Annotated in this window: 14 protein-coding genes and 1 pseudogene; 14 read left to right on the forward strand and 1 reads right to left on the reverse strand. The window is 31.2% G+C overall.

All coding sequences use genetic code 11. The features are described from left to right. On the reverse strand, nt 1-288 hold a 288-nt coding region (locus SA378_RS05385; protein ID WP_318524961.1), incomplete at its 3' end, for a peptide-methionine (S)-S-oxide reductase. 369 nt (nt 289-657) lie between these two features. On the opposite strand from SA378_RS05385, the gene SA378_RS05390 reads away from it, so the two are divergent. The 14 genes and pseudogenes from SA378_RS05390 to SA378_RS05460 form a co-directional block, all read left to right on the forward strand. Beyond that, nucleotides 658-2,589, forward strand: coding sequence for a hypothetical protein (locus tag SA378_RS05390; RefSeq protein WP_318524962.1), 1,932 nt, complete (start codon nt 658-660; stop codon nt 2,587-2,589). Beyond that, nucleotides 2,586-3,821, forward strand: a complete 1,236-nt coding sequence (locus SA378_RS05395; protein ID WP_318524963.1) for an HNH/ENDO VII family nuclease — start codon at nt 2,586-2,588, stop codon at nt 3,819-3,821. The genes SA378_RS05390 and SA378_RS05395 overlap by 4 nt, the downstream gene beginning before the upstream one ends. Before the next feature lie 32 nt (nt 3,822-3,853). Next, a complete protein-coding gene (locus SA378_RS05400; protein WP_318524964.1) occupies nt 3,854-4,279 on the forward strand; it encodes an SMI1/KNR4 family protein in 426 nt (141 codons plus the stop codon). 126 nt (nt 4,280-4,405) lie between these two features. Further along, nucleotides 4,406-4,612: pseudogene (locus tag SA378_RS05405) on the forward strand (hypothetical protein); the annotation flags it as partial. 591 nt (nt 4,613-5,203) lie between these two features. Then, nucleotides 5,204-5,809: a DUF6088 family protein gene (locus SA378_RS05410; protein WP_318524965.1), complete on the forward strand. Its 606-nt coding sequence runs from the start codon at nt 5,204-5,206 to the stop codon at nt 5,807-5,809. A gap of 752 nt (nt 5,810-6,561) precedes the next feature. Further along, nucleotides 6,562-7,533, forward strand: coding sequence for a WYL domain-containing protein (locus tag SA378_RS05420; protein ID WP_318524966.1), 972 nt, complete (start codon nt 6,562-6,564; stop codon nt 7,531-7,533). A gap of 70 nt (nt 7,534-7,603) precedes the next feature. Further along, a complete protein-coding gene (locus SA378_RS05425) occupies nt 7,604-8,308 on the forward strand; it encodes a hypothetical protein (RefSeq protein ID WP_318524967.1) in 705 nt (234 codons plus the stop codon). Nucleotides 8,309-8,466: 158 nt separating this feature from the next. After that, entirely contained in the window at nt 8,467-8,832 is a 366-nt protein-coding gene (locus SA378_RS05430; protein ID WP_412178674.1) for a PD-(D/E)XK nuclease family protein, read from the forward strand. A gap of 134 nt (nt 8,833-8,966) precedes the next feature. Further along, a complete protein-coding gene (locus SA378_RS05435) occupies nt 8,967-14,420 on the forward strand; it encodes a hypothetical protein (RefSeq protein WP_318524968.1) in 5,454 nt (1,817 codons plus the stop codon). Continuing rightward, entirely contained in the window at nt 14,404-15,477 is a 1,074-nt protein-coding gene (locus tag SA378_RS05440) for a hypothetical protein (RefSeq protein ID WP_318524969.1), read from the forward strand. The genes SA378_RS05435 and SA378_RS05440 overlap by 17 nt, the downstream gene beginning before the upstream one ends. 51 nt (nt 15,478-15,528) lie before the next feature. Continuing rightward, nucleotides 15,529-16,044, forward strand: coding sequence for a hypothetical protein (locus SA378_RS05445; protein ID WP_318524970.1), 516 nt, complete (start codon nt 15,529-15,531; stop codon nt 16,042-16,044). A gap of 429 nt (nt 16,045-16,473) precedes the next feature. Then, nucleotides 16,474-17,220, forward strand: a complete 747-nt coding sequence (locus SA378_RS05450; RefSeq protein WP_318524971.1) for a hypothetical protein — start codon at nt 16,474-16,476, stop codon at nt 17,218-17,220. 4 nt (nt 17,221-17,224) lie between these two features. After that, a complete protein-coding gene (locus SA378_RS05455; protein ID WP_318524972.1) occupies nt 17,225-18,577 on the forward strand; it encodes a hypothetical protein in 1,353 nt (450 codons plus the stop codon). 12 nt (nt 18,578-18,589) lie between these two features. After that, nucleotides 18,590-19,499 (forward strand): DUF1848 domain-containing protein (locus SA378_RS05460; protein ID WP_318524973.1); only part of this gene is annotated, 910 nt, incomplete at its 3' end.

Below are 19,499 nucleotides of genomic sequence, written 5' to 3' on the forward strand. Positions count from 1 at the left end.
ATGACCTGTATTTCTTCTGCACACATCTTCATAAGAAGGATTCTCGGTATTTCCGTTTGCATATCCCACTTCTGTACCAACAACCCCATTAATCAAACTTAAATATTTTTCTGTTCCCCAAAAACATCCACCTGCAAGGTAAATTACTTTATTTCCATCCATATTCATCAAATCATCATCCTCTCCTGATAAACTTTCGTTATTTGAGTTTTTGTTTTTACTTGCACATGCAGTTAATACAAACATCAATATCAAAGTTAACAATACAAAAATATATTTCTTCTCCATAGTATACCTCATAATTTACATATATATCTGTTTTAAAAGTGTTATTTTATTATTATCATAACAAAATCTTAATGCTTTATTAATTGTATCAACATTTATTAGTACCACATAAACATTTATACCCTAAGGTTTGCTTTTAAATCATTTGTTTTAGACATATGCCGTGTTGCAGTAATTGAGAAATTTAGTTTCTGCATGTTGAAAAATGTTAAAATTTGTAATATAATATAAATATTAGAATTGGGAATTAAAAAACTATTAATTAAACGTAAATCATAAGTAATTGACCGTTTTATAGTACACTTCATATGTTAAATTAATAATAATAGTCAATATAATATTTTAAGTTTTGTTCAATGAGGGGGGCTCATGTCAAAATTATCAAATCAAAAGTTAAAAATTTTGTATCTGCTTAAAATTCTAAACGAAAAAACAGATACAGACCACACATTAACATTGTTTGTTGTAATGATCATGCTTCTATGTTCGTTCCCGATGACTGCATTTGCAGAAACAGGAAAAACAGAAGTGACCGGAAAGGTCTACGAGTTTGAAAAGGATAGTCACTATGAGTTTCATGAGGGTGGCACATCCGCAAAAACAAACAGCGACAATACATACGGAACTTTTTACATCAGCGGTAATGTTGCTGCTGTCAGCGAAAAGTCCGGCGTTCCATCCTATAAGGTCGCTGACGGTAATTTAGCATTCTTCTATAATTACGGTGATACTATGCTCAACGCTGATGAAGGCTTGTGGCATCTTATTGATGACAAGAGCAAAAAAGTGGCTGATATGACATTGGACTCCAATATTATGAAATGTGCAATTATTTTACAGACATCAAAGGACAGAAAAAATTGGGTTGATGTTGAAACTATTTACAATGCGTTCAGCGACACTCCTATTCGGACAAACTCCATCTACTCAACGACTGATGTACAGCTGATTAACGGCAGTTATTATAGAGCTATCATTGTATATAAATTGAGTATCAGAACAGAGGATAGTAACTTACTGTTCATCAACACGGACAAGTATGAATATAAGAAGTGTTCCGAAGTATATGAGTTTTACGCTTACACAGATGGCGGAGAAGTTGATGTAGCTGACTCTAATCAAACTTACAGCCTCGGAACAAAAACAAAGGTCGATAACTTTGATGGCTACTTCGGTGAAAAACTTATCGACAATGGAGATGTGCATTATGGTTGGGAACTCGGCAACTTCTTTGTCAGCGGATATACTGACGAGGTTTCTGACACCGACGGAAATATGGTTTTTCTCAAAAATGTTGGAGATAAGGTAACACTATGGTTTAAGCTTAACCAGAATATTGACGGCTTGAATGGAAAAGAAAACCTTTCAATTACAGCCGACACAGAGGGCTATGACCAATACCTTGAAACTCCCAAAATGAATTTTGGTCGTGGCGTTCTGATTATTCGATATACTGATCACAACAATATCAAAGCAGAGCCTACTATTTATACGAATTATCTTGAAGCTAATGCCACCGTTGGTGCTGATACAAAAGTACAGTTGTTTGAGGAGGGCGATTATGAAGTTGCCCTTGATTATGAGATTACAAGTGACGAGTTGATAGATAAAATTGGTCACTACCGAATTTTTTTCAAATTCTCCGTCAGAAATGGCAACTGTATGGTCTATCCGTTTGATGTTGCAACGGGAAGTGAATTGACCAACAGCTCTATGACAGAAAAAGGCTTTAGGCTTGATTTGGCTAAGTCCAGATATTTGAAAATCAACCTCAAGCGTGAAATGTTGACAGATAGTGCCGAAGGTTTGGTTGAGGATACACGTTTCAACGGTCCGGCAAAAGATGGAGCAGAATATACTGACGAGGGTATCTACACCATTACAGTCAGCAACGAATACACAAATCAGTTTACCGTCAAGAAGATATATGTTGGCACGAACAATATTCTTCGTGCATATATGACAACAGGGTTATCTATTCCTGAAATCAATAATCTTGTTGCACAGGGAGCAACCATTTCTGGTGATGGTACTATTCGCCTTGCTACTATTGAGCCAACCGAGGAACAGCCAGAACCATATGAAACAGAACCCACAACGCTGCCAACTTCTGATGTTCCTGTAAGTGGCGAAATTGAAACCGAGCCGCAGATCGAAGAAAAGCCTTTCCCGATTTCCATTTTCATCGGTATCGGTTCTTTCATTATTATAATTGTGGCGTTGGGAGTTGCTAAAAAGAAAAAACAGCATATTGAAACCGATGCAGAACATAATGAGAATGAGGGAGGTTTAGAACAATGAAACGAATAATTGCTTTACTTCTCAGTATTGTCATGCTGCTTACTGGTTGTACGCAAGCACAGCTGCAGTCTCAACCAACAGATACCGAAAATAACCCCGTGACGGAAAGCACAGAAAGTACAAGTGAACCTATTGTATGGGAGGATGTTGAACCACAGTATAATTCATTGGATGATGAACTGCTACTTGCTCATATTGAGGACTTGGTTTACAGAGATACAGTCGCATCTATCAATAGCGACGAATACTTTGTTGAAAGCGTGAATGCTGTCTATATTTCTAAGGAATACCTTGAAGAAGTGGCGTTCAATTCGAAGTCCAACATTTACTTTGGTTATACTTTAGCTGAACTGGATGAACTGTTCCAAGACACAAAATATATCTTCACATTAAGCGAAAATGGAACAACCACCGCACAAGAATTGCAAGAAATCGAAGATGTCTCCACCGAAACAATGCTCAAAAATGTTGCTATCGGAACTGGTGTCATCCTTGTATGTGTAACTGTTTCCGTTGTGTCAGCAGGAGCTGGCGCTCCGGCTGTGTGCGTGATTTTCGCCGCATCTGCAACAACCGCAAAAACCCTTGCAGTTTCTTCCGCAGCATTTGGTGGTATCTCTGCCGGAACTGTAAGGGGTATTCAAACAGGCGATTTTAATGAAGCAATGGAAGCTGCCGCCCTCGGAGCAAGCGAAGGCTTCAAATGGGGAGCTATCAGCGGTGCCATCATTGGTGGTTCAGGTGAAGCATTCTTGCTGAAGTCAGCGACCAAAAGCGGTCTGACAATGAATGAAGCCGCACTTATTCAAGTTGACTCCAATTTGCCGATTGATGTAATTTCACAGATGCACAGTTTAGATGAGTATTTGGTTTACAAAAATGCAGGACTTAAAACGATAATGGTAAACGGAAAAACTGCACTTATACAAAACATTGATTTGAACTATATAAGCCAGCTTCCTGATGGAACTGAGGTAACAAATCTTGTGAGAATGCAGAAAGGATATGCACCACTTGACCCCGCATCAGGAAAAGCATATCAGCTACATCATATCGGGCAAAAGTCTGACAGTACTCTTGCCGTACTAACAGAAAGTCAGCATCAAGGCAACTCCGTCATCTTGAATATCTATGGTAAAGAGTCCGAAATTATTCGTTCTGAGTTTGCAACTACAAGAAAAGAATTTTGGGAATACTTAGGTAAGTCTGTATTCGCTAATGGAGGAATTTGATTATTGCTAATATCATAGGAAAGGGGTCTAATATGAATTTTAAAGCTAAAAAAGAAAGGAATTTGATTATGGCTAATATCATAGAGGTACTTAAAAGTATGCCGGACTACATCGGCTCTGACGGCAGAACGGAAGAAGAAATCGACAAAGCTGAAAAAGTGTTGGGCATTTCTTTCGCAAAGGACTATCGTGAATATCTGAAAGAAATTGGACTTGCTTGCTTTGATGGTCACGAGCTTACTGGATTGACAAAAACGGATCGTCTGAATGTTGTTTCTGTAACCAAAGAACAGCGAGAACAGATTGGCAAAGTTGCTTCATCGTGGTATGTTATCGAAGAAGCAGGTATTGATGGAATTATTATCTGGCAAGGCTCTGATGGGACAGTTTATGAGACAGCCCCTAACTCAAAAAGCAAAATGATTGCAAAATCTCTTGCGGAGTACATTGCTGGATAACCAACTCAGCCAAGCATTAGATTTTATCAACTAAAAAATGACCAAGTCAAAAGGCTCTAACCTTAAATAAGTTAGTGCCTTTTATTTTGCTCATTTTGAAAAAGAAGCCGCAGACAATATGGTGGTTCGTGGGAAAACAGATGTAGATTTAGTAGGGAGTTAGTACAAGCGATAAGGTCTGCTGTTGGAAGTGATTATCCTATTATAATGAGAAGGTATGGTAGGGACGTACACAAAATGTCTTGTTTTTATATTATTATGAATGTGACATTAATTTACGTCACCAGTGTCCCCTTTCATAACATGGCAAGTAGGAAAATCTCTCAAGATTAATGAAGTGAGCATGGTTGGTATTAATGGATAGGAGAATTGATAAAATAACTATCTAAATATCCTGCCTATGAAGAATACTATGAATTGGTAAAAAAAGTATTTAGTCTATAATAAGCGAGGTGTGTTATGAAAAAGCTTATATCATTTAGTAGACCAAAGCTTACAGGTAATTAATAATAATGTAAACGGCCACTTTTGCCAATCTGGTTTTATGGTAACATATTTCATGATAATGCATAAAATATATGAACACAATAAAAGTAAATTAACGAAATGTATAATCATGAAATTTTGTGACTGATTACCCAAGCAGCGATTAATAGCAATAATATGCAGATTTATAAAAAACATTAAGTAAAAAAGTTTCATAATCATTGAAATATTAATTTAAAAAGGACTAAATAAAAAAATACAACTATTTATCATGATATGTACATAAAAATGCAAGTCCATTATCTCAAATGAATTATCAATAATAATATAAAATTCTCATATATTGTAAAAAATAGTCAAAAGTATTTAAAAAAGTATTTGATTTTTATTGTATTTTCGTCCGGAAAAGCATATACCTTTTCAGACGATGTGAATGATATGAGTAGAGAAAATTATCTTGAAAAAATTGAAGAAAAAATTAACAACTCAGAGTTGGGTGATATTTTTGTTGCATCTGATTTTAAGGATATTGCACCATCTGATGTTGCTAATAAATGCCTTTTTCGTTTATCAGAAAGTGGAGTTGTTTGTCGCATAATGCGCGGAGTGTACGAATATCCGGAATACAACGATTTCTTAAAAGAATATGTTGCCCCATCTCCTGACAAGGTTGCGCATGCTCTTGCTCGCAACTTTGGGTGGACCATTGTCCCAAGTGGAGATACAGCGCTGAATCTTCTTGGACTCTCTACACAGGTTCCAGCAGTTTGGTTGTATGTGAGTGATGGTACTTATAAAGAATATTTATATGATAATGTAAAAATAAAATTCAAACGTACAACAAATAAAGAAATTTCGAAAATTTCATATAAAACTGCATTTATAATTCAAGCGTTAAAAGCACTTGGAAAAGAGCAAATAACTGATGCGATGATTGAAAAATTATCTACTTCTTTATCAAAAACAGAAAAAGAAGCCATTCTTAGTGAGGCTAAATATGCTACCTCTTGGATATATGATACGATTAAAACAATTTGCAAGTGAGTTAAAATATGAAAAAGATAGCAGTATTACCAATTAAAGACCGTGAAGCACTGTTTCGGAATACTTCTAATAAGATGGGTATGACAGAAGCTATTAGTGCTATATAGATTCAAATGATGGACAAACAGTAAAATTTGTATATCCTAACAGTTTTTCAGATACTTCAATTTTGCAAGAGATACGATTAGAAATTGGTGCACTGGCTGCATGGGCTCCAGCTAAAAAATATGCAATTACTCCATATGTAGCACTGCAGTATGGGCATCTATTTGAACAACCTTAAACAGAAATATTAACCGTACTACCAGAAATGGCAAAATTCATAGATGAACAACGAATGGTAGACAAGGGTTTTATTGAATGGTGTTTTGATAAACAATGTCACAACATTTATTAATGAATGGAATATTCAATCGTTAAAGATGATGCTGTATTTGCTATATTTATAATTGATTATGAATATACTGCTAATTTATAAAAATTTAAATTAAATTAGACTAATAAAAGGTAAAAACATATACCCTGTAAAATATTATCTTTGCAGGGTATTTTAATTTGGAATCATTATAATAATCTATATGTTGAAAAATGTTAAAATTTGTAATATAATATAAATATTAGAATTGGGAATTAAAAAAATATTAATTAAACGTAAATCATAAGTTATTGACCGTTTTATAGTACACTTCATATGTTAATTTAATAATAATAGTCAATATAATATCTTAAGTTTTGTTCAATGAGGGGGGCTCATGTCAAAATTATCAAATCAAAAGTTAAAACTTTTGTATCTACTGAAAATTCTAAACGAAAAAACAGATACAGACCACACATTAACAGTTCCGGAAATGATACTAGAATTAAAAAAATATAACATAAGTGCAGAACGAAAAAGCATTTATGATGACATTGAATCCCTAAAAGTCTCTGGGATTGATATCCTATGCAGAAAATCAAAAACATATGACTATTTTATAGCCAGCAGGACATTTGAGTTAGCAGAATTAAAGCTGCTTGCAGATGCAGTTGCATCATCAAAATTCATAACTGAAAAGAAATCCAGAGAATTAATTAAGAAAATTGGCAGTTTAACTAGCAATCATGAAGCAAAACAGCTAGTTAGACAAGTATATGTAGCCGGCAGAGTAAAAACTATAAATGAAAGAATTTACTATAATGTGGACATAATTAACCAAGCTATAGGCAATAACAAACAAATCACATTTAAATACTTTGAATATACAATAGACAAGAAAAAAAGATACAGAAACGATGGAAATAAATACATAGCTAGTCCATATGCTCTCACATGGGATGATGAAAATTATTATATGATTTCATACTATGAAAAATACAACGGCATAACTCATTTTCGTGTTGACAAAATGGAAGACATTGAGATTACAGACCAGAAGTGTCACAAAGAAGATATAAACATTGTTGAATACACAAAGAAAATATTCAGCATGTACGGCGGTGAAGAAGAAACCGTTAAAATTCAGTTTGATAATTCATTACTGGGCGTGGTTATTGATAGGTTTGGGAAAAGTACCATAACTCATAAAATTGATGAAAACAACTTTGCAGCAATCTTAACAGTAGAATTAAGTCCACCATTTTGGGGCTGGATATTTCAGTTTGGAAACAAGGCAAAAATTATTTCGCCGGAAAACGTTAGAGAAAAGTTTGTTGCATTTATTAATGAGGTTATGGAAGAGTATTGAATTTGATATTGAATTAAGATATTTATAAAATATAAAATATTTTAAAAAAAATATAATTGGAGGAGATTAAATGGAAGATTTTAAGATTAAAGAAGAAGACAGTGTTATAGACAACGAGCAGACAACAGAAAATACAAATGATAATTACAAAAAAGATAATATTATTTTTCAAAATGAAGCTGAAAAAGGTGAAAAAGATAGTATATTTAATTTCAAATATGCTGTCCCAATCTTAGCAGGTAATTTATTGTTAGTAATAGGTATGACAATATTAATGTTCGCAAATTATACATCACTAAATGAGGCGAATAATAAGATTATGGATTTAACGGCGGAAGTTGAAAGTATGAGGAATATAGTAAGTGATGTGGAAAATATAAAAGATGATGTTAGTTTTCTGGATACTTCGATAGATGAAATAAGGAAATTATCTTATTTAACACAATTAAGCCTTGATGCTTCTGAAGGTGTTGTTACTGATAAAGTTGTTATTCAAAAAGCAAGCTTGTATTCATTAGGGGATACTTTATATGGGTATATTGATATAAGACCTCAACCTTCATATAATAGTTATTTTCAAGGACAAGGAAAATTTAATTTAACTGACAGAGAGTTAAAAGCTATGCTTGAGGAAGTAATTGCAGAACTAGAAGATTACATATCACCAATTTCCATGTACAACATAAAAATGGAAGGCGGTAAAATAGATATCACTGCGAATAATTATTCTGTTGCTGAATATACAGATGGTGTGGTTATTTTAGCAGGCGAATAATTGCCAGATGTTTTATAGTTCTATTCAAATTACTATTATGAGGTGGTATATGATTCTAATGCAGTGGAAAAACTCCGGATGAGTCATTTTATGTTGAGCGAAAGAATGATGATAATTCATTTGTTGATAAAATAGCTGAAAACCATGAAACTCAGTGGATGAATAAGCAATGCTTAATAAATCTTATAAGCGCATTTCGTAATTCTTATTTATATAAAAGACTGATGAAAGCAGAAGAAATCTACACAGAGATGCCTTTTTCTTATAAGGAAACAACCGATGGAATGAATTATTACATAAACGGAAGAATAGATTTGTTATTAAAGGAAAATGGCAACTGGACAATAGTAGACTATAAAACTTGCGAATTTAAAGCTGCAAAGCATGATTTATATTATGAATACATTCCACAATTAGAAACATATGCAAATGCATGGAATGCAGCTAATGAAGAAAAAATGTTAAGTTGGAAGTTTTCTTTGTGGAAAAGGTGGTTGGATAAAATATATTCGCTAGCTTTGTAAAAGATACTTTGTAGTCTTTTAGAACAAATTACACGGAACTTAATAGAAATATATATAGATTTATGTGGTAATATTTATGAATTTACAGGAAGACATCATAATTAAAATTATATTAAAATGAAAGGATGTTTTTTATGGCTAATAATTGCAACCCATTAATAATTGATGATTTATTTGAGCGTTTATACAAGATTAAATCAGAAGCTTCAAAGTTATCTATTAATTTAATTGCTATTAATGAGAAAGTATCAGCTGGAGATTATGTTCAGCAAGATATGTTTTTAAAGACTACAGTAGCATTAGAAAGATTTAATAAGTTACAAGATGTATTTTACTATAACATGAAAGAAAACTTTACGGATTTTCCAATTGGAAATTTTGAGAAAGTTGAAAAATTTCTTAATGATTCAAAAATAAATAACTGCAATTATGAAAAAGCTGTTGAAATACTAATGAGCTTTCAATCAATTAGTATTGATCATGAAGAAACAAAGACACAGCTGATTATGTGTAAAGAAATGGTTTCAAACATTTTAAAGTCTAAGGATATTGATAAAGTAATAGAAGCAGCATTGCCATTTGAACTTTTTTTAAATCTAATGGACACTGATGCTAATGATATAACAATAGAACAAGAAGAGATAATTGAGAGAGCATTTCCTAAGCCAATGCCAAGAATGTTATATTCAAAGTCATTCTATAAGGCCAGAGAATTAAACTCAGAGTATGCAGATGTAGATAATCAAGAATTAACCGGTAATAACAATATCAAGGGGTTTGAAGAAGATAATCAAGAAGAACAAGATAATAGACAAGTAGTACAAGTAAATAAACAAGAAGATGTAGAGAATGTACAGGAATATATTCAAGAAAGAAATCAAATAGAAACAAATACTGATAATTCTAATGGACTTGATGAAACAGTAAACCAATATTCATATAACACACAGAAAATAGGTAAGCCTTTCAGTGTAAGTGCATTTAAAAGAGAAATGCAAAATGGCAATAGAGTATTAATATCTAAGTTTTTATATTATTTAGTATGGTTTAAGGTATTAACAGAAAACCAAATAGATAGATATATATTTAAAAATTATGATGATATTAAAGTTAACAGCATAATTGGGTTTTTGAAAAAAGAGGGTTATTTGACTGAGATTATAAATAATATCACAACTGAAAAATGCTACTGTTTGTCTAGACGAGGGTTGCAAATATTTGAACGTAAAGATAGTTGGAATGATTTAAGGAAATTAGGCAGTCTTTTGAAAAGTGAATTTGAAAAACCAAGCTTATTTACAACTGATTATGATTTTCGCAGTAAGGAAGACCTTATAAAGAAAATCGCCAAGTTAAATGATATTACATTATTTATATATGAAGTAGAGCTGAACAAAAGTGAATTTACTGATTCATACAGAATTTTTAATAAAGAAATATCTGCAAATAAACTGCCATATGCTGAAATAATAGTTAATAACAACGTATTTAACAGTAAATTAAATATTTTGGTTTTGGAAGCTTCTGTTTGTTCTAAATTAAATAATGACGAACTAGCTTCAATACTTAATAATATAGATATCGTTTTATGCATTTCAGAGGATAATATAGACTTAGCAGATAGTATTCAAGTTCTAGAAAAAAGAAAACTTTTTTATATAGATTTTCCAAATGAAAGTAATGAAGTATCTATAATGGGAATGGATGGAAATTTCTATGATTTTAAAAGTATTTTAAAAGTATTAGAAACATTTACAGAGGATATTGTTCTTGATGTTATAACTCCGGATGCTATAATACAGCCATCTTATGAATCTTTAGATATAAACAATTTCGATTTTATAAATGATTTGCCAAAAGAGAATATTGATACTAAAACAAGTGATAACGAAAGTGATTCAGCAAAGAAAACAGAAAAAATTAATGACAAAGATGCAAATAATAATACAGAAGTCTTAATAGCTGTAACAAGTAAACCTGAACTTAATCTAGAATCATATAAATGTGATATATTCTCTGTCATAAAGCTTCTTAATGAAGAGAGATTAGCAGAAGCAATTGCTTTGGCAAAGACACTATCATTTATTCCTAATACAAACTATAAAGTTTTTTATAATCGGTTATTATATGCAACCAACATGTCCATTGATAATCATCAATACAGCAGCAATACAATCGGAGGCCTTGACAATAAAGAAGTAGAAGTTGTATTAGACATACCCAATAATATGCTTAAGATATTAAGACTAAGTACATTTGCTTGGGCTTTGCTTGTTCCGGATGTTCCTCATGACCATTTGTTATATAGCTATAAGGATAGCATTCTTGCTGAAGTTGAAAACAATATTAAATATCCAGCAGTAAAATCAGTATTTGAAATATTGTTTGAGGTAGGTAATTATTCTCCCATAGGCTTTACTAATTCTGTTGTATCTTCTTTCGTTCATGATAAACAAAATAAGATTGCAAATGAAGAACTGCAAAAACAAGCAAAAGGCATGATAACATTTAAAACACCAACAATTAAAATGATTGGTGTACCAGAAATGTATAAAGGTTGTTTTGACAGTTCAAGTGAATTAGGTAAGTGTATGAATATTATTTCTCAATCAGATTTGAAAAGCATTGATTTTGTTCGAGATATATTTAACTTATTTGATGAAGGACTAGACGATACCATTACTTCATCTAACAAAAAAATAGAAAAATATATTGATGAACATTGGTACAACTTGGTTATAAAAAAGACTTCTTTTAGAAAACCAGAAAAGCTTCAGCATGAAGTAAGAAATTTGGTGTTTACTAACATTAAAAAGAGATTAGATATTATATCTCAATGGTTAGTTATAAATGATAATACCAATGATAATGTGATTAAAAATAATCACCAACTGGAAAATCTAAAAAATAGGTTGATTTCAAAGCTTTTATCGGCAAGCGCAGAAATTGAACTGGTAAAAGAAGACCAGGATGATTATATTAAAGCTGGTTTATGCGTGTTAAAGTCTTCTATGGAAAAAATGAGAGAGTATTTGCAGGATTACAAATCTTACAATGATAAGTGGGATTATATAGAATTTACGAAATCTCATTTTATTAGCTTGGATAGTGATTACAAGCCTATATTAAATAAAAATACCCAGTCAATTAAGGGATTTGAGCCTTGGTGCCGCATGATTGCACATGTTAATTCTGAAAAAGTTGAATACAAAGAGGCCTTATACTTAATAGATTCTGCAGATAAAATTGAATGGTTTAACAATTACAACACAGCAACATGTATTTGCCAATACTTACATGAAAAAGACGGCTTAGAAGTAATTGATTATTCAAATGCTATTAAACAAGCACAGAATGATTCTATCTTAGAGAGAGAAAAATTAGAAAGTGAACTTGAGTTGGCATATGCATATGGCCGTATAGAGGAAAGCGACAAAGAGGATATACTAAGAGCAATAAATGATTTTAGCGAGGATTTAATTGCAATTGGTGATTTTGCAAATCACAGGTTATTTTTGAATGTGCTTAGAGAGCATATAAATAGTTGCTCAGAAAATCGTAAAGATGCTCTATTAATCAAGACAGATAGCTTATTAAATAATCTAGACAATATTGATAAATCAGTAATAGAAGCAATCAATAAAAACTTAGAAGAACAAAACTTTACTGTAGCAGAAGAATATATAAATCGCCTTGAGCAAGGAGATTTATCACTAATTAACGAGTTGAATAATGAATCAGTAATGGATACAGAATCTGATTATCATGACAGGTTTATTGAAAATTATAATTTCTTTTTTAACCTTTGCAGAAATAACTTCCAAGAAAATGTTCTTGTTAAATGGGCTGAAAAAGGAATAGAACCAAAAATACGTAGCTTTAGTCAAGGACAAAAAAACAATTCCAAGCAATTACTTGAAAGCTGGCCAAAAAGCAGAGATTCTAAGTCATTAATGAGTGATGTTAAAAGGCTTCTTGGGAAGTTTGGGTTTACTATATCAGATATTATGGCTGATAGTAGCTATAAAAAATGTGAGCTACTTAATGTGAAAATTGTTCCCAAATTAAAAAATCTTGAAGACTATACTCATCCCATAGCTAAGTTTGGCACTCAAATTAGCGATACAGTCAGTGTCTTATGCTTGTTTGGAAGGACATACTCTAGTCCTAATGCATTAAAGGAAATATTTATAGATGAAACCCTAAAACTTTCAAGCTGTACATTTGTGTTAGTAGATGCTGCTTTTTCACTTAATGAGAGAAGACAATTAGCTGAGCTTTTAAAATCAGAAATCCATAGCATCAATTCTTTTATAATAATAGACAGGGCATTAATGCTTTATCTTGCTACTCTAGACAGCTCTAAGTGGTTATCCTCATTGCTTAAATGTACCATGCCTTATACATACTGCCAACCATATGTGCAGGGAGCAGGAGTTGTTGCAGACGAAATGTTTTTTGGAAGAAAAGCAGAGCTTCATAACATAAGAGATTATAATGGAGCTTGTCTAGTCTATGGGGGCAGACAGCTTGGTAAAACAGCATTATTGAAACGTGCATGTAGCTTGGCGAATAATCCTTCCCAAAAGAAACACGCCTTGTATGTGGATATAAAAAAATGCGATTCTAAAGAAGCTATTCTAGATATTTCCGAAAAGCTAAAGGAGCAAAATATTATTAATAAAACATGCTCTAATTCAGAAGAATTATGCAATGTTATAGAAAACAGCTTATCATCTGGAGAAATATCTGAACTGCAGATTTTTATTGATGAAGCAGATGACTTTTTTTCAGATATATCCACAGGTGATTATGAGGAGCTAAAACCGATTAAAAAGCTTCGAGATGCCTATCCAAATAGATTTAAGGTTGTTTTTGCAGGCCTTCACAAGGTGGCACACAATAAAAACAACAGTGTTATAATACACCTTGGAACTCCATTATGCATTAAACCTTTTTCAACTGCTGACGCAAGAAATCTATTAGCACGACCTCTTGATTATTTAGGCTTTCGCTTCCAAGATGATGAAGGTAAAAAGCAGCTATCACTAATTATGGCAAATACGAATTATTATCCTGGCTTATTACATATGTTTTGCTATAAACTGGTTGAATCAATTTCTGAAAACTATAAGGTATATTATGGTGCTACAGAGAATAATCCTCCATTTGTAATTAGTGAAGAGCATTTAAGAAAACTTATTTTTACCACTGATTTAAATGAAGGAATAAAAACATTCTTTAAAGCAACCTTATCTCTTGATGACAGATATCAGCTTATAGCTAATATAATAGCATACCTTAGCTACCAGGATATTAGTGAGAATACAATTCATCCTCTAGGTTTTCATATTGAAGAAATAAAAAATTGTGAAAATCTTCAATTAACAGGAACCATGAAGGATACAGAATTTGAAGTCTTACTTTCAGAAATGGTAGATATGGGGATTTTATGGAACAAGCCAGGAACAAAATATTATAGGCTAAGAAGAAACAGCTTCTTGGAAATGCTAGGATCAAAAGATGATGTAGAAAACTATATACTTTCTGCTACATATGGAGATATTGAAAATGAGAGAATATTATGAAATATGGTGGGAGCATATAACAGGCCCAAAGCACTTTACAGACGAGATAATGAAAAACATAGACAATGAACTATGTACAATGTTATGTGTTCCTGATAATTTACCTTGGGAGTATGAGTTAAGAGATGTTATTATAAGAAACAATATAAATAATGGCAAGTGGTTTGAAATTATAGATGATTCTATGGATTGTTGTCAAGACGCAGGAAATTATTTGTTGCAAAACTTTGCTGAAGAAAATATAAAATCATCCTATGCATATTATTGTCATAATACAACTATCGAAAAATATCTAAAAGATAAAAAGGTATTATGTAATAAAATTTTATGGATAAAAAATACTACAAGTGCTTCGCTGTCAAAATGGTTGACATTTTTTCGAAAATATAAAAGCAATAATAAAGATGAAGGCATATTCATTTTGGAAACAACTGAGGAATTCAATAGGACAGCAACAATAGACGTCTTAAAATATTCTGATTTTGTTACAATATATGATGCGCATTTGTTTTCCTCAATAATTGCTTCAGAAAGTTCTAATGAACAGCTTGTACACCAATATATCACATACTTGGCAGACAGCTTATGTGGTATGGACGTAGAGCTGATTGTTGAATTTATCAATAATACAGATTTTTATAAAGATGATATTGCCAACAGCTTTAGAAAATATTCTAATATAACAGATATGGAGTTACTTTATAAAATATGGAAAGCACAAATTCAAATAGCTTTTCCGTTAGTAGAAGTAGCAAGAGTTAATTTTGCAAGTAAATATGAGGAGTTGATAAAGGATTGCTTGCCGGTTATGCAATTTGGGGAAATAATTCAAAATCCTTACGAAGTTGAATTAGGAACAATTATTTACATGTTATCAAACAAATGCGAAGAATATGGAGAAAACAGATTATTGATAAGCCGTCAGGATTATGAAGATATACATTTTTTGCATGATGTAAGAAACAAATTGGCTCATATAAAATATTGTAGATCTGATGAGATATATAAATTGCTTTTAAATAACTTTTTTAGTTATAGCAAAGAAGCATATGCATAATATTTGAAGGTCTATTATGAAAAATTTTCATTAAAATCTATGGGGGGAATTATGAAAATATTTATAGCTTTATTTAAAAAAGAAGATTTGAACAGAAAAATAATAAAGTTATTTGGCAATCAATTAAAAGAATTTAAAAATGTGTTTCCTAATTATTCTGAAGAGTCAAAAAATATAGATAAAGGTATTGTATATTTTAAAGGAAAAGCTAACAATCCTTTAAACTGTTACATAGTAGACATCCGTAAAATAGATTTAAATGAAGATCAAATTATCATAGAATTCGATCCTACCATAGAGTTAGATGAAGATTCTGAGAAGATTAACAAAAGGTTGTATAGGTTTGCCATAGAGCGTGAATGGGTCAATAAGAAAACAGGATTTTTTCCAATTATCTGCATTACTGATGATAATAGCTTTGATAATATAAGAAAGGGAACTTCAAGCAGGACCAAGAGCTATAATAATTTGTCCAGAGTAGAAGAAAACAAAAAGAATAGTGATTGGATTTCAACTTGCAATATGTATGAACCACTTGAAGAGCTTTCTAAAAACATAGAAGTTTAGAATAATTCAAATGAGCTTTATGAAATTGGATTTGCATGCAGCAAGCTTGGAGAATTACAAAACGGTAAAGAAAAAGACAAAGGCCATCTATCTTTTATTAAAAGGTATCGTGATTTAAGCATTAAGATATATAAACGTTGTTACGAATTAGAGCCTGGCAATTCGCAATATAGTTCTGCAGTTGCCTACAGACATTATCAAAACTTTAATGAATTAAAAAAACAGAAGGGAAGAAAAGATGGCAACAAACAAGAAGAATTTAAAGAAGCTGTTAATTGGTTTGATATATCATTAAACATACATCCTAAAAACATTAAGGATAATTACAGGAAGGGTAAGATAGTATCAGATTATACAAATATATTTAAATTTAATCAAAAAGAATGGACTAAGGAAACTTTTAATGAGCTTGAAAAATTAGAAAACACGTTGGGAAAGTGCTTTATTACTGTAATTGATGCTTACAATAGCATGAAAGATTACAAAAGCAAGAGTTACAATAAAAACGAATATGTAAAATCACTTTATAACCTTGGAACATACTATTTAGAAAAAATAAATATACTAAATAAATATGATTATGCTATTAGCCTATTAATAAAAAGTGATATAGAATTTGCTTTAAATGTTGCGGATAAGGAATATTTGTCAAAATCACATAAATTATTTAAAGAATGTATACAAGCAGAAACAACCATTAATATTGAAGATGCCTATGATTACAATGAATTATTGAAGTCTTCACAAAGATGGGCGGAATCGCCTTCTGATAAATATTATCGTATGGGATTAGTATATTTGAATTATTATTATATAAATATGGTGCTTGGGAGAAATAGCGATACTGCTGAGAAATATGGAACTCTGTCAGAATTATACTTTAATATAGCTTATAAAATTGCTAAAAATTTAGGCAAGAATAAGAATTTTATAGCTGATAAGTTGGCATGGTACTATATATTGCATAAGGATTTTAGTAAAGCTATTTTATTAACTGAAAGAATCCAAGATGCCTATGCGATAAATACATATGCAACTGCCATGATGCTTTCTGATTTTCCTGACAAGCATATTAAAGCTGAAAAAGCACTTAATCAAGCAAATGAAAATAAATATAATTTGGCTGTAGATACAACAAAATCATTATTAAATTGCTTATCATATTTAGAGGAATGATTTTATGAAAGTTGATGTAATCGATAATACCTTAATAAGTGAAGAATGTGAATTTGAAACAGTGCTTTCCTTTTTTAAAGAAAAAAGAAAATTTCCTGAATACATTGAGTTATATATTTTAAAAATTATATCTGAGCAAATTGGTATTGGTACTAATGAGTATTTTACAGCAGAGGAATATTTAAATAATCTTCCAACATGTTTTATCAAAAGAGAAATATCTTCAATAGATGAAATGTATGGATGTAAATCAAAAATAAGTTATAAAGATAAGTATCTGTCGTATTTGCTTTATTATTTACCTGCAAATATTTTTAAGATATGGAAACCGCTTCTTGATTTGCAAACAAAGGATCTGTTAAAGGCAGAACTGAAGATATTGGATATAGGAACAGGTCCAGGATCAGTGCCTATTGGAATTATTGAATACTATAAATCTTTAGCGAATTGTTTTAATGACATTTTGTTTACATTAAATTTTACTTTAATTGAGAAAGAAACAGAATTTTTAAAAATAGCAAATAAACTTATAAACATGATTAAAAATCAACTTCCGGCAAATCTTAATGTTCTAGTAGAAAAATGTATAATTGAAGATATAACTGAGGACAGTAAATATGATAGCTTAGGTAATTTTGATATGGTAATCATGAGTAATTTTATAACAAATAATGAGGGCAAAAATCAGATTTATGGATATGATATAATAAGTAACCTTAAAAATCACTTATTAGATGATGGCTCTATTATTATAATTGAGCCTGGAGATAATGAAAACTGTAGAAAGCTCAAGCTAATGAGAAATGAAATTATAAATAACAATATTTTGGACATTTATTCTCCATGTATAGGAATATGGGAAAATAAAACGTATTACGACTGCTCTTGTTTTAGCATGGTAAGAAGCTATTGGGAGTTGCCTAAAATTTACAAGTTTCTTATAAAACATGGATTGTCAAAAGGAAAGCGTAAAGATATACCATTCAATTATATAATCTATAGAAAAGATCACAAAAAGAAATATGAAATTATCAATAACCAGAAAAACTTTGTAAAATTGGCAGATATAAAAAAATATAATGAGAAAAAGATAAATGTAATTGCTATGATTAGAACCGTTATTTATGACAAACATTCAGATAATGTTAGTATTGCTCTTTGTGATGGAACCTGCTCTTGTGACAATTTTAATTCTGTTTGGATAAGAGTATCAAATAGTTTACTTATAAAGTCTGGATTTACAATTCCTTTAATATCAGCAGAAAGAATAAGGCTTAGAGGGGTAGAAGTAAAACTAAATAATAATGAAATAAATCTGGGAATTAACCCAAATACAAAGATACGAATCGAATACTAAGGAGGAAATATTTTGATTCTAAGTGTTAGCAGAAGAACCGATATACCTGCATTTTACAGTGATTGGTTTTTTAATCGATTAAAAGAAGGATATGTCTTGGTGCGCAATCCAATGAATTACCACCAAGTAAGTAAAATATTGTTGTCTCCAACAGTCATAGATTGTATTGTTTTTTGGACTAAAAACCCTACTATAATATCAGATAAATTGGATTTGCTTAAGGATTATAAATATTATTTTCAAGTTACAATTAATCCATATAACAAGGAAATTGAACAAAATGTACCTTCAAAAAATATTATAATAGATTCTTTTATAAAGCTTTCAAAAAGAATAGGTAAGGAAAAAACTATATGGCGATATGACCCTATCATAATAACTGATACTATAGACTTTAATTATCATTATAAATATTTTAATTACATATGTAAAAAGTTGGAAGGGTGTACAGATTCCTGCATTATAAGTTTTGTAGATATATATAAAAAGACAGAACGCAATATGGAGCAAATAAATTATAGTTTAGCCACAGAAGAAACTATGCTAGAAATAGCTAAAAAATTTGCCGATATAGCAATGAGTTATAATATAAAAATAAGCTCCTGTTCCGAAACAATTGACCTATCAAGCATTGGTGTAGAACATGCAAAATGTATTGATGATAGATTAATTTCAAAAATAGTAGGACAGGAAATAAACATACCAAAGGATAAAAACCAACGCAAAGAGTGTGGTTGTGTAGAAAGTATTGATATAGGAGCCTATAACACATGTAAACACGGATGTAAGTACTGCTATGCTAACTTTAGTGAAACAGCAGTAAGTGAATATTACGTTTTTATAGTGCACCTAAGCCGGCTAAATTGTGCATTACTTCCGCTTAAATTGTGCAGCTATTCCGTTCAAATTAAGCATGCTTTCC

The sequence above is a fragment of the Sedimentibacter sp. genome, assembly GCF_033447055.1.
Classification (GTDB): domain Bacteria; phylum Bacillota; class Clostridia; order Tissierellales; family Sedimentibacteraceae; genus Sedimentibacter.